Origin of the sequence: Pseudomonas sp. PS02302, assembly GCF_029959585.1 — a bacterium.
GTDB classification, from domain to species: domain Bacteria; phylum Pseudomonadota; class Gammaproteobacteria; order Pseudomonadales; family Pseudomonadaceae; genus Chryseomonas; species Chryseomonas aestiva.
In genome coordinates this window covers 1-12,299 of the sequence record NZ_JASCON010000118.1, presented here as the reverse complement: position 1 = coordinate 12,299, position 12,299 = coordinate 1, and the positions used below count along the sequence as shown (strand labels likewise).

11 protein-coding genes are annotated in these 12,299 nt (G+C 67.2%); 6 read left to right on the top strand and 5 right to left on the bottom strand.

Features of this window, described 5'->3' with window-relative positions:
* The first annotated feature begins 119 nt into the window (after nt 1-119).
* The 3 genes from QMX82_RS24475 (at nt 120) to QMX82_RS24465 (ending at nt 4,281) form a co-directional block, all read left to right on the top strand.
* The gene (locus QMX82_RS24475; RefSeq protein WP_282288419.1) at nt 120-1,184 is read left to right on the top strand and encodes a PA0069 family radical SAM protein; all 1,065 of its coding nucleotides are present in this window, start codon (nt 120-122) and stop codon (nt 1,182-1,184) included.
* Between the two features lie 458 nt (nt 1,185-1,642).
* Entirely contained in the window at nt 1,643-3,460 is a 1,818-nt protein-coding gene (locus tag QMX82_RS24470; protein WP_282288417.1) for an alpha/beta hydrolase family protein, read from the top strand.
* Nucleotides 3,461-3,546: 86 nt separating this feature from the next.
* Nucleotides 3,547-4,281 (top strand): DUF502 domain-containing protein, encoded by a 735-nt coding sequence (locus QMX82_RS24465; protein ID WP_208694049.1) that lies wholly within the window; start codon nt 3,547-3,549, stop codon nt 4,279-4,281.
* A 169-nt stretch (nt 4,282-4,450) separates the two neighbouring features.
* Here QMX82_RS24465 and QMX82_RS24460 read toward each other — a convergent pair whose 3' ends face one another.
* Complete coding sequence (locus tag QMX82_RS24460) at nt 4,451-5,248, bottom strand: SDR family NAD(P)-dependent oxidoreductase (protein ID WP_187981120.1); 798 nt, start codon at nt 5,246-5,248, stop codon at nt 4,451-4,453.
* A gap of 153 nt (nt 5,249-5,401) precedes the next feature.
* On the opposite strand from QMX82_RS24460, the gene QMX82_RS24455 reads away from it, so the two are divergent.
* On the top strand, nt 5,402-5,845 hold the full coding sequence (locus tag QMX82_RS24455) for a thiol-disulfide oxidoreductase DCC family protein (RefSeq protein WP_282288413.1): 444 nt from the start codon (nt 5,402-5,404) through the stop codon (nt 5,843-5,845).
* 128 nt (nt 5,846-5,973) lie between these two features.
* The gene (locus QMX82_RS24450; protein ID WP_282288411.1) at nt 5,974-7,239 is read left to right on the top strand and encodes an Hsp70 family protein; all 1,266 of its coding nucleotides are present in this window, start codon (nt 5,974-5,976) and stop codon (nt 7,237-7,239) included.
* A 48-nt stretch (nt 7,240-7,287) separates the two neighbouring features.
* On the opposite strand, the gene QMX82_RS24445 is transcribed toward QMX82_RS24450, so the two are convergent.
* The 4 genes from QMX82_RS24445 to QMX82_RS24430 all read right to left on the bottom strand — a co-directional run bounded on the left by QMX82_RS24445 (nt 7,288) and on the right by QMX82_RS24430 (nt 11,235).
* Nucleotides 7,288-7,866 carry a DUF308 domain-containing protein gene (locus tag QMX82_RS24445; protein WP_208694047.1) on the bottom strand — a complete coding sequence of 193 codons (579 nt, stop codon included), beginning with the start codon at nt 7,864-7,866 and terminating at the stop codon, nt 7,288-7,290.
* Between the two features lie 197 nt (nt 7,867-8,063).
* Nucleotides 8,064-8,894, bottom strand: a complete 831-nt coding sequence (locus tag QMX82_RS24440) for an oxidoreductase (protein WP_208694046.1) — start codon at nt 8,892-8,894, stop codon at nt 8,064-8,066.
* 31 nt (nt 8,895-8,925) lie between these two features.
* Nucleotides 8,926-10,350: an MFS transporter gene (locus tag QMX82_RS24435; protein WP_208694045.1), complete on the bottom strand. Its 1,425-nt coding sequence runs from the start codon at nt 10,348-10,350 to the stop codon at nt 8,926-8,928.
* Nucleotides 10,351-10,488: 138 nt separating this feature from the next.
* Complete coding sequence (locus QMX82_RS24430) at nt 10,489-11,235, bottom strand: SDR family NAD(P)-dependent oxidoreductase (protein ID WP_282288410.1); 747 nt, start codon at nt 11,233-11,235, stop codon at nt 10,489-10,491.
* A 150-nt stretch (nt 11,236-11,385) separates the two neighbouring features.
* Between QMX82_RS24430 and QMX82_RS24425 the strand changes: the two genes are divergently transcribed.
* Nucleotides 11,386-12,243, top strand: a complete 858-nt coding sequence (locus QMX82_RS24425) for a LysR family transcriptional regulator (RefSeq protein ID WP_282288409.1) — start codon at nt 11,386-11,388, stop codon at nt 12,241-12,243.
* Nucleotides 12,244-12,299 lie beyond the last annotated feature (56 nt).

Below are 12,299 nucleotides of genomic sequence, written 5' to 3'. Positions count from 1 at the left end.
AAACCCCCGAGCGGGGTGTGTAGTTATGGGGGGGGGCGGCGCCGGGGGGGCCCCCCCCACCCTTGCCCGGATCGACCAGACCTTATACTGTATAAAAATACAGCTACCGAGGTCTGCTCATGACCCAGCCCCAACGCCCGCCACGGGGTCGTGGCACCGCCAGCAATCCGCACAATCGCTTTGCCGCGACCCGCAGCGAGAGCGAGCACGACGGCTGGTACGAGGAAGCCACCCCGCTGACCTTCACCACCCGCGTGCGCCAGGAAACGGCCAAGACGGTGATCAGCCGCAACCAGTCGCCGGATGTCGGCTTCGATCGCTCGGTGAATCCCTATCGCGGCTGCGAGCATGGCTGCATCTACTGTTTCGCCCGCCCCTCCCATGCCTACTGGGACCTCTCGCCCGGTATCGACTTCGAGACCCAGCTGATCGCCAAGACTAATCTGGCCGAGCGGCTGGAGGCGGAGCTGAGCAAGCCGGGCTATCAGCCGCAGCCCATCGCCCTGGGTATCAATACCGACGGCTACCAGCCCATCGAGCGGCAGTACCAGCTGACCCGTCAGGCACTGGAGATCCTGCTGCGCTATCGCCATCCAGTGACGATCATCACCAAGAGTGCGCTGATCCTGTGCGACCTGGATCTCTTCGTGCAGCTCGCCGAGCGCAACCTGGTACGGGTGGCCTTCAGCCTCACCACGCTGGACGACGACCTCAAGCGCATCCTCGAACCGCGCACTGCGGCGCCTCAGGCCCGGCTGCGCGCCATGCGCACGCTGCACGAGCACGGAGTGCCGGTGAGTGCCCTGCTGGCGCCGATGATTCCGATGATCAACGACCATGAACTGGAAGCCCTGCTGGAGGCGGCCCGCGACCACGGCGCCCGCTCGGCCGGCTATACGCTGTTGCGGCTACCCCTGGAAATCGTCGAGTTGTTCGAGGAATGGCTGCAGACGCACTTTCCCGAACGCGCCGCCCATGTGATGAGCCTGATCCGCCAGTCGCGTGGCGGGAAGAACTACGACAGTCGCTTCGGCATCCGCATGAAGGGCGAAGGCCAGTTCGCCGATCTGCTGGCCCAGCGCTTTCGCCTGGCCCGCCGACGCTTCGGCCTGGAGCGCCGCGAGGGTGAAGGCCTGGATTGCAGCCAGTTCGCCCCGCCGGGGGAGCAGCTGGGGCTGTTCTAGCACCGGCACCGAACGGACTGCTCCCCACCCCAACCCTCTCCCAGAGGGAGAGGGAGAAAGGCAGCGCACGCCCCGTAGATTGGGCTGAGCGCAGCGAAGCCCAAAGATACAGCCGCCCTCACCCCAACCCTCTCCCAGAGGGAGAGGGAGAAAGGCAGCGCACGCCCCGTAGGTTGGGTTGAGCGCAGCGACGCCCAACGGTCTGCACCCTCACCCCAACCCTCTCCCAAAGGGAGAGGGGGAAAGGCAGCGCACGTCCCGCAGGTTGGGTTGAGCGCAGCGAAGCTCAACGGGTCTGCATCCTCCCCCCAACCCTCTTCCAAAGGGAGAGGGAGAAAGGCAGCGCACGCCCCTTAGGTTGGGCTGAGCGCAGCGAAGCCCAACAGCGTGGTATCCCTCACCCAGCCCTTCCCGCCCACCTGCTAGGCTAGACGGCTGTGTCCCTCTCTGGAGTCGCCATGACCGCCCCTACCCCGCTCACGCCGGCCCAGGCCGTTGCCGCCGGTATCGACTTCGCCGAACTCAAGGTCGATGCCAGCGGCCTCTACTGGAGCCAATACGATCCCACCGATGGCGCTACTCGCCTCTGGGTTCGCGAGACCGGTGCGGCGCCGCGGTGCCTGACGCCGGCGGGCTTCAGCCTGCGCAGCAAGGTCTATGAATACGGCGGCGGCGCCCTTTGCCTGGGTGACCAGGGACCGCTGTTCGTCAACGAAGCCGACCAGGCGGTCTATCGCCAGCCGCGAGAGGGCGACGCGCCCGTATGGCTGGCCGGGGGCGAGGCCTGGCGCTATGGCGATCTGCACTGGGATGGCGTCCGGCAGCAGGTGCTGGCGGTCGAGGAGGATCGCCGCGAGCAGCCGCCGCGGCATCGCCTGGTCGCCTTGCGGGCCGGTGGCGCGCGCCAGGTGCTGGCCGAAGGCGCGGACTTCTACGCCGCACCGCGCACCAGCGCCGACGGCCGCCGCCTGGCCTGGATCGAGTGGGACCGGCCCCACCAGCCCTGGACCCGCACCCGGCTGCTGACGGCGACGCTGGATACCGCAGGACGCCCCGATGTGCCCACCGTCGTGTCGGCCGATCCCGACGAGTCGCTGCAACAACCGCTGTTCGACAGCGAGCAGCGGCTCTGGGCGCTGAGCGATCGCCAGGGCTGGTGGCAGCCCTGGTGCGAGTCCGCGGAGGGCTTCGCGCCCCAGCAGGCACCCGCGGCGGATCATGCGGCGGCGCCCTGGCAGCTGGGCGGTAGCAGCTGGTTGCCGACCGCGGAAGGCTGGCTGGCGACCTGGCAGGAAGACGGCTTCGGCGTGCTTGGCGAGCGCCGGGCCGCGGGCGAGACCCGCCACCTGGCCACAGACTTCAGCCGTTTCCGTGGCCTGGCCCTGGACGAGCGCCATTGCTACTGCATCGCCGCGGCGCCCACACGCCCGTCGGCGGTACTGGCCATCGATCGCCGGACTGGTGCGGTGGAGATCGTCACCGGCGGCGTCGCGCCCCTCGGCGACAGCGCCATCGTCGCGCCCCGGTCGCTGAGCTATCCCAGTGGCGACGGCCAGGCCCAGGGCTTTCTCTATCTGCCGGAACGGCAGGGCGAGGGTCCGCCGCCGCTGCTGGTCAGCATCCATGGCGGACCCACCTCCTGCACCTATCCGGTGTTCGATGCGCGCATCCAGTTCTGGGTCCGCCAGGGCTTCGCCGTGGCCGATCTCAACTATCGCGGCAGCAGCGGCCACGGTCGGGCCTACCGCCAGGCGCTGCACCTGCGCTGGGGCGAGGTGGACGTCGAGGATGCCTGTGCGGTGGTCGCCTATCTGGGCGCCCAGGGCCTGGCGGACCCGGCGCGCGCCTTTATCCGCGGCGGCAGCGCCGGCGGCTATACGGTGCTCTGCGCCCTGGCCTTCCGCGACGTCTTTCGCGCCGGCGCCAGCCTCTATGGCGTCAGCGATCCCCTGGCGCTGGCCAAAGTCACCCACAAGTTCGAGGCCGACTACCTGGACTGGCTGATCGGCGATCCCGAGGCCGACCGCGCGCGCTACGAGGCCCGGACGCCGCTGCTGCATGCCGAGGGCATCCAGGCGCCGGTGATCTTCCTGCAGGGCCTCAAGGACGCCGTGGTGGTCCCCGCCCAGACCGATGCCATGGCCGCGGCCCTGGAGGCACGCGGCATACCGGTGGTGGTCAGGCGCTATCCCGACGAGGGCCATGGCTTTCGCCGGGCGGTCAACCAGGCGGACGCCCTGGAACAGGAAGCCGCCTTCTATCGTCGCTGGCTGTAAGGAAGGCGCGCTCAGAAAGTCGGCCCGCGCCGACGCTGGGTGCGCCTGGCCCGTATAGAATGGCGCTTTAGCCGTCGAGTTCTTGCATGCCCTTCGTTCGCCGCGGTATCGAAAGCATCGTCTCCACCTGGCTGGCCGGTCTGCTGCTGCTCCTGCCGCTGGTGCTGACCCTGGCGCTGATCGGCTGGATCGTCAGTTTCCTCAATGGCCTGATCGGACCCAACACCACCCTGGGCCGGTTGTTCGTGGCGGTCGGTCATCCCTTCGTCGGCAATTCCCTGGCGGCCTATGGCCTCGGCACCTTGCTGCTCCTGGTGCTGCTCTATCCGCTGGGCCTGGCGGTCAAGCTGGGGCTGCGCCGGCCACTGGGCTGGTTCGCCGACATGACCTTTCGGCGCATTCCGGTGGTGGGCAAGCTCTATGGCCTGGCCGAGCGCTTCGTCGAGTTGCTCGACCGCAAGGAAGGTGGGGCGGACATCCGCGCCATGAGTCCGGTGTGGTGCTTCTTTGGGGGCAAGGGCGTGGCGGTGCTGGCGTTGCTGCCCAATCCGGCGGTGATCGACATCGAGGGTCGCCACTATCACGCCGTGCTGGTGCCCTCGGCACCGGTACCCGTGGGTGGCGGGCTGCTCTATGTCCCGGTGGACTGGGTGAAGCCGGCGGACATGGGCGTCGACATGTTCACCAGCATCTATGTCTCCATGGGCATCACCCTGCCGCCTGTGGTCAAGGACCGCCAGGTGGAATTCATTCCGCTGGAAGAAGCGGTGCGCCGCCAGCAGGAAAACGGGACGGCCGAGGAGCCGCCCCGTCAGCCTTGACAAGGATTTGCTAAAAAGTCGCCGAGTGACGGTCAGGCAAGGCAAAAACCAGCGAGGAAGCGGACCGGGCTCGCAAACGACTTTACAAATAGTAAAGGAGCATTCCGATCGGACTGGCGATCCAGCTGGTTTTTAACGCAGCATCACCCAGCGCAGGCACTTTTTAACCTCAGTTTTGCACCGCCTGGACCGAGCCACCATCCACGCGCAGGTTGCTGCCGTTGATGAAGGAGCCGCGCTCGGACACCAGCAGGGCGATGGCCGCGGCCACCTCTTCCACCTTGCCGCGGCGCTTCTGCACGATGCCGGGCCGCTCTTCGTCGAGGAAGCTTTCGATGGCTTCCTCGAAGGAGACACCCTTTTCCTTGGCACGCTTTTCCATCATGCCGTCGGTCATGCCGGTCTCGATGAAGGCCGGCGACACGGTATTGCACAGCACGCCGTGGGCCGCTTCCTTGTACGACAGGTTCTTGATGAAGGCGGCCAGGGCGGCCTTGGCCACGTTGTAGACGGCCTCTTCCCAATAGGGCTGGACGGCGTTTTCCGAGGTGATGCAGACGAAGCGACCCCAGCCGCGCTGGCGCATGCGCGGGATGGCGGCGCGGCCAACGCGCACGGCGGAAAAGAAGTCGGTGGCCCAGGCTTCCTCGTAGTCGGCATCGGCCAGTTCCAGGGGATCGCCCTTGGCGCCGGTCACACCGGCGGTGTGCACCACGATGTCGATCTGGCCAAAGCGGGCCTCGCCCTGCTCCACCAGTTGGTCCACCGCCGCCTGGTCGGTCATGTCGGCGGCGATCAGCAGCGTATCGCCCGGCAGGCCCTTGGCCGCCTCTTCCAGCTTGCCCTGCTCCAGATCGGAGAGCACCAGCTTGACACCCTCCTCGGCCAGCAGCTTCGCCGTGGCCAGACCCATGCCACCGCTGGCACCCGTGATGAGGGCAACGCGCCCCTTGATTCCCAGATCCATACCGACCTCGCTATCAGATTGCTTACCATGCCGTGATCCGGCGTCTCTGATTCCGACTCGCCACGAGAGGCCGTTGCGCTTACCGTTCGGCGGAAAGCGCAACGGCCGCCCTGCCTGCCGGTCCAGATAGGCAAGCCCCCTGGAAAAATCACGATGCACGCACCTCGTCTGCCCCTGACCCTCTTTCACGACGGCGCCTGTCCGCTGTGCGCTCGCGAGATCGCCTGGCTGCGCCGCCATGCCGACCCCGGCCAACTGCAGCTGGTGGACCTGGCCGCGCCGGACTACCCCGCGCAGGCGCCGGTCGATGCCCCGCCGCGCCAGGCCATGCTCGACCTGCTGCATGCCCGGGATGCCGATGGCCGCTGGTTCAAGGGCCTGGACGCCACCTACTGGAGCTGGCGCACCGCCGGCCTCGGTCACTGGGCGCGGCCGCTGGGCTGGCGGCCATTGCGGCCGCTGCTGGAAGTGGGCTATCGCCTGTTCCTCAAGCTGCGCCCAGGCCTGACCTGGCTGCCGCATCCGGAGGGCAGTCGGCGTTGCCAGGATGATGTCTGCACGCTGGAAGAGCCGCGCGACCGCTCGCGCAAGGGCTGACGCCATCGCTCGCCTGCACTCGCCACAGGCCTGAAAGACACCGACCAACCCTGCTGGCATCCGGCCAGGGTTCGCCTGCACGCGTGTCTCGGCTAAACTGCGCGGCTGCTCGCGTTACGGATCCTGACATGTCTGCTGCTCTACCCGCCCGCGCCCTGGGCCTCGACTTCGGCACCTCCAACTCCACCGCTGGCTGGCTCAGGCCTTCCGGCGAGGTCCTGCTGGCCCTCGAAGAAGGCAAGGCCACCCTGCCCTCGGTGATCTTCTTCAATGCCGAGGAGCGCCGCCCGGCCTATGGCCGCCAGGCGCTGCACGAATACCTGGAAGGCTATGAGGGGCGTCTGCTGCGCTCGCTCAAGAGCCTGCTCGGCTCCAACCTGCTCAAGGGCGAGACCAGCATCCTGGGCAGTGCCCTGCCCTTCACCGAGGTGCTCGGCCTGTTTCTCGGCACCCTCAAGCAGCGCGCCGAACAGCAGGCCGATCGCCCCTTCGACGCCGTGGTGCTGGGCCGTCCGGTGCATTTCGTCGATGACGACCCGGTCGCCGATCAGGAGGCCGAGAACACCCTGGCCGCGGTGGCGCGCCAGGTGGGCTTCAGCGACATCTCCTTCCAGTTCGAACCCCTTGCCGCCGCCTTCGACTACGAGCGCAGCATCGAGCGCGAAGAGCTGGTGCTGATCGTCGATATCGGCGGCGGTACCTCGGACTTTTCCCTGGTGCGCCTGGCGCCGGAGCGCCGCAACCTGGCCGACCGCGCCGGCGACATCCTCGCCACCGGCGGCGTGCACGTCGGCGGCACCGACTTCGACCGCCAGCTGAGTCTGGAAGGGGTGATGCCGCTGCTGGGCTACGGCAGCGCCATGAAGAGCGGCGCCACCATGCCCACCAGCCACTACATCAACCTGGCGACCTGGCACACCATCAACGCCGTCTACGCCAAGAAGAGCGTGTTGGGCCTGCGCGACATGAGATACGACGCCCAGGACACCCGCTGCATGGATCGGCTGTTCAAGCTCATCGAACAGCGCGCCGGCCACTGGCTGGCGATCCAGGTGGAAGACGCCAAGATCGCCCTGACCGACGACTGGCGCCGCACCCTGCGCCTGGATCGCATCGAGACCGGCCTGGCCGCGGATCTGGAGCGGCCACTGTTCGACGCCGCCATCGCCCTGCAACTGGAACGCCTGAGCCGCGGCGTGGACGACCTGCTGGCCCGCGCCGACCTCGATCCCGCGCGGGTCAACAGCCTGTTCTTCACCGGCGGCTCCAGCGGCATCCCGGCACTGCGCCAGGCCCTGGCCAGACGCTTCCCCGGCGCCCGCCTGGTGGACGGCGACCGCTTCGGCAACATCGGCAACGGCCTGGCCATCGAGGCGTTCAAGCGCTACGGCTGAGTCCTTCGCCGCCGCCTGGATCGACGCCCACCAGGGCGTCAATCCACCTCAGGCTCGCTTGCCGACCGCGCTCCGCCGCCATCTCGCTACCGCCAGCCAAGCCGCCGAGACCATGAAGTAGCAGGCACCGAAAGCCACATAAGGCGTCACGCTGGAAACATCCAGCGGGACTCCGTCAGTCGCCTGCTTGACGAAGAAGCCACCCGCCAGGGCGGATTGAGCGCCACTCAGGATCATCGCCCACTGGCCAGCGGACGTCCGCCAGCGCCGTACCGCCACGACCAGCTGGAAAAGCCCAGCGGCCAGGGCCCAGACCCCGAACACCCCGATCGCGGCGCCCAGGCCGAACGTCAATGCCAGCCCTATCGCCACGGCGACGCCCAGACTGACGACGGCGTTGAGCCGCTGCGCAACGTTGTGCCGCAGCCCGCCGCTCTGGCGGGCATCCAGAACGTTCGCCAGGGCATCCCAGGCAGGGTAGAGGACGAGCAACAGCGGCCCCGCCCACCCCTGCTCATGGCCGATGACGAGCGCCAGCGCGATCCACAGCAGCGAAACCGCAGCCCTGATGAAATAGTAGCGTTGCAGCCAGTGGCCGGCAGTCGCATCCGGGAAGGTATGACTCATGGAGCACTCCAGCGGTGTTCATTTACGGAACGGCAAGGACGCTTGCCGAGCAAGGAATCCACTCACCAGGCAAAACGGCCCTGGCACCTCACCGCACTGAGCGTGCCGCTCGTGCGGGGTGGGCATAGGGATCGAGATGATCCGCGAGGTGGGTGGAAGGGGCGGGGCCACGGGCATCGCAGCCCCGCCAGGATCGATCAGTCGAAGTCGGTATGCAGGGCGAGGTCGCGCCAGGCCGCCATGTCAGCGCGCAGCGCCTGCGACTTGCGTTCCGCGATGTCGTAGGCGACCGGTCCAAGCGGCAGATGCAAGGGCGGCTCGGGCGCCATGACGGCCTGCACTATCACCGCGGCAGCCTTTCGCGGATCTCCCGCCTGTTTGCCGTCATTGCTGTCCCGGTAGGCACGCCGGCGCCCGGCCGTGTCGGCATAGGCGGGGATCACCTGGTTCGCCATGGCGATGGAGCGCCCGAGAAAATCGGTGCGAAACGGCCCGGGCTCGACGATGGTCACGCGGATTCCGAAGGGCGCCACTTCCCTGGCCAGCGACTCGGAAAATCCCTCGACCGCAAACTTGCTCGCGCTGTAGTAGCCGGAACCCGGTCCTCCCGAGAGCCCTGCCCCGGATGACAGGTTGACGATACGACCGCCGCCGCGCCGACGCAGGAGAGGCAACGCCAGGCGGGTCGTTTCGATCAGACCGAATACATTCACCTCGAATACCGGCCGGTATTCGCTGGGCTCGGCCTCCTCCACGGCACCGATGAAGCCTATCCCGGCGTTGTTCACCAGGACATCCAGACCACCGAACTCCCGCTCTGCAAAGGCAAGCGCGGCAGCCACCGACAGGGGGTCGGTGACATCCAGCGGCACGGCCCTCAGGTTCTCCGGAAATTGCCGAGCCAGGGGTTGCAGTACGGCGGGATCGCGAGCCGTTGCCACGATGCGGTCGCCACGCGCAGCGGCCGTTGCGGCGATATGGCCGCCAAGACCGCTCGAGCAGCCGGTAATGAGCCAGGTCTTTCTCATGCTGTTCTCCTCGCGCCGTGAAAAGCGCTGTTCACTCTGCGTCACAGGCCCCGCGCGAGGCGGTCGTCGGGGCGCTAGGCCAGCTCAAAACGGCCGCCAGCGCCAAGGCACCGCCCATCGTCAGGGCGGCAACGGAAAAGGCGACCTGCACCGCTTTCCCGCCAGCGCCATCGGGGGCGAGGGCGAAAAACAGGCCACCGATGAGCGCTACCGCGAGGGCGGCGCTGATCTGCAAGGTGGCATTCATCAAGCCGGCGGCGAGTCCGGCCAGGCTCGGTGCCACCTGATCCGCGTTCATTCTCACCAGGGCCGGAAGCGCTATGCCCTGCCCCAGGCCGATCAACAGCAGCGGCACCGGCAGCCAGCTGGGCAAGCCCGCCAGCGCGGCCGCCAACATCAGGCCCAGGACCTCCAGGGCCATGCCAAGGGCGGCGGTGCGTGCGCCCAGCCGTTGGGCAAGATGCGGACTGCACAGGGGCCCGCAGAGGAATCCGATCCCCAGGGGCAGGATCGCCCAACCCGCAGCCAGGGCTCCGTGACCCAGACCGGCCTGCTGGTAGACGGCGAAGATGAGAAAGAAAGGCGCCAGGGCATAGAACAGAAAGGTCGCCAGCAGGGTGCGTCTGAGCCGGGAGGCGGTGAGCAGGGAAGGCAGCACCAGGGGCGTCTCGCCGGCCGCTTCCTTGCGCTGCTCGTAGCGCCAGAAGGCGATCAGCAATCCGCCACTGACGATGAGCAGGGGCAGCGACCACCAGGGCCAATGCAGTCGTGGCCCCTCGACCAGGGGTACGACCAGCGCCAACAGCCCAGCCGCGAGCAGGCCGGCGCCCATGACATCCAGCCGGCCCGGTTGCCGGGCCCGGCTCTCGCGCAGCACGACCAGCGCGGCCGGCAGGGCGCAGAGAATGACGGGAAGATTGATGAGGAAGATGCTGCGCCAGCCCAATCCGAAGGGATTGGCCTCTATCAGCACCCCACTCAAGAGCTGGCCCAGCACAGCGGCGAGTCCGAAGGTCGCGCCGTACAGGCCGAGCGCCCGATTCTTCTCTTCCGCGGGGAAGGTCGCATGGATCAGGGCCATGGACTGCGGCGCCATGATGGCAGCCGCCACGCCCTGCAGCAGCCGCCCGGCAATCAGCATGGCTGGCGTTGGCGCGACCCCGCATAGTGCCGAGGCGATACCGAAGCCCAGCATGCCGCCGAGGTAGACACGCTTGCGGCCGAACATGTCGCCCAGCCGCCCGCCCAGGATCAGGGTGACCGCATAAGCCGTCGCATAGACGGAGACCACCAGTTGCGCCAGATCCGACGTGGTAGCGAAGTCGCGACGAATCACCGGGAGCGCCACGTTGACGATGAAGAAGTCGAGCGGTGGCAGTAGCGTACCGATCAGCAGCACGCCCAGCGCGAACCAGCGACGGCTGTCGGGCTGGACCTTGTTCAGGGATGAGTTCATGGACGTTTACCGTTAATCGGGCTGCATACTGATCCGCGCAGGCGTTGCCGGCCCGCGACCTGTAGGTGCAGCGATTTCTCGAAAAGCGCGACGAGAGCTGGCAGGGGCGTCAGCAAGCGGCGCAGGCAACCGCCTGGTCTAGCGCATGCCGCCGGAGCCGAAGAGGAATTCGCCGGTCACCCAGCCGGCATCGTCGGACGCCAGAAAGGCGACGATGGGGGCGATATCCCGTACCTGGCCGATACGGCCGAGTGGGGTACGGGCCTCGTTCCAGGCCTGGAATTCCGCGCCCAGGGCGCCGGCGGTCCGGGTGCCCTCGGTTTCGATGAGGCCAGGATTGACGGCATTCACGCGGATCCCACGCGGGCCCAGCTCGCGGGCGAGCACCCCCGTGATCGCATCGAGCGCGCCCTTGGTACCGCTGTAGACGGCGCTTTCCGCCGGCAAGACGCTGGTGACGTTCGAGCTGATGTTGATGATGCTGCTGCCGGCGCCCAGATAGGGACTGGCGGCGCCTATGAGCTGCAAGGGTCCGAGCACATTGATGTCGAATTGCAGCCGATACAGCTCTACCGTGGTGTCTTCGATCCTGGCGAACTGATAGACGCCGGAATTGTTCACCAGGATATCCAGGCGACCGAAGTGTTCGAGGGCCGCCTTTACCAAGGCCTCCATATCGGTCCGTTGGCGGACATCGGCGCGTAGCGCGATAGCCGTACCCCCTGCTGCCTCGATGTCGGCGAGGACGGCGTCCGCCCCGTCCTTGTCGGACGCATAGCTGATGACGACCCTGGCGCCGTCCGCCGCCAGTTGCCGGGCAATACCCGCGCCGATGCCCTTGGAGGCGCCCGTTACAATCGCAACCCTATCCAGCAATCTGCCCATAGCTGCTCACCTGCATGGAGCCAGTTCGAACATCCCTGGCTGAATCCAACGTATCCGAGTCGATGTGAGCCGCCATGGTCGCCCTTACGATATTGTTTGGGGACTGCCTTTCCTGCATATTTAATGTTCATTTTTGAACGCAGGTGCGCCATGGAGTGGAGCGATGTACGGATCTTTCTGGCCGTCGCCCGCGGCGGATCCTATGGCGCGGCCGCGCGAGCCTTGGGCATCAGCCACCCGACGGTAGGTCGACGGATCAAAACGCTCGAGGATGAAGCCGGACAGGCGCTGCTAAGGCGCACTCGCGAGGGCCTGATCCTCACGAATTCGGGAGATGCCGTATTCGCCCTGGCCGAGTCCATGGAAGCCTCGGCCCTGGCCATGGAGCGGCGTCTGGCCGGTAACCACCAGCGCCTGGAGGGCATCCTGCGAATCTCTTCGGCGGACTGGTTTGCCGGCTATGTTCTGGCGCCGGTCCTGGCCGACCTCACCCGGCGGCACCCTGCCGTGGTACCCGAGGTCATTGCCAGCTATCGACTGCTGGATCTCTCCCGCCGCGATGCGGACGTGGCCTTTCGCCTGGTGCCCTTCAGCGAACCGGATATCGTGCAGCGCCGTTTCCTGAGGATGCCCTATGGCCTCTATGGCTCCGCCGAGACGGCGCTGGCCGTGCAGGAGGATACGGCCGCGGTCGGGCTGATCCTCATGAACAGCGCGCAAGCGCACTTTCCCGATGTCGCCTGGTTGCTCGATCGGCTGCCGGGAGCGCAACGCGCCTTCACCAGTACCAGTCGAACCGTTCAGGCGCAGATGTGCCGCCGGGGACTGGGGGTTGCCGTGCTGCCTCGCCCGCTCGGCGATGCGACGCCAGGACTGCAGCTCATCGAAAGCTTCGGCAGTCCTCCGTCACGGGATATCTGGGTGGGCTATCACCAGGACCTGCGCCACATGGACAGGCTGCGGGCGCTGCTGGATATCGCCGAAGAGGTATTGGGACCGGCGCGCTAGGTGCGCCAGCCGGACAACGGGCAGTCGCCGCTATCGCCTGGGTGTCAGGCGATAGC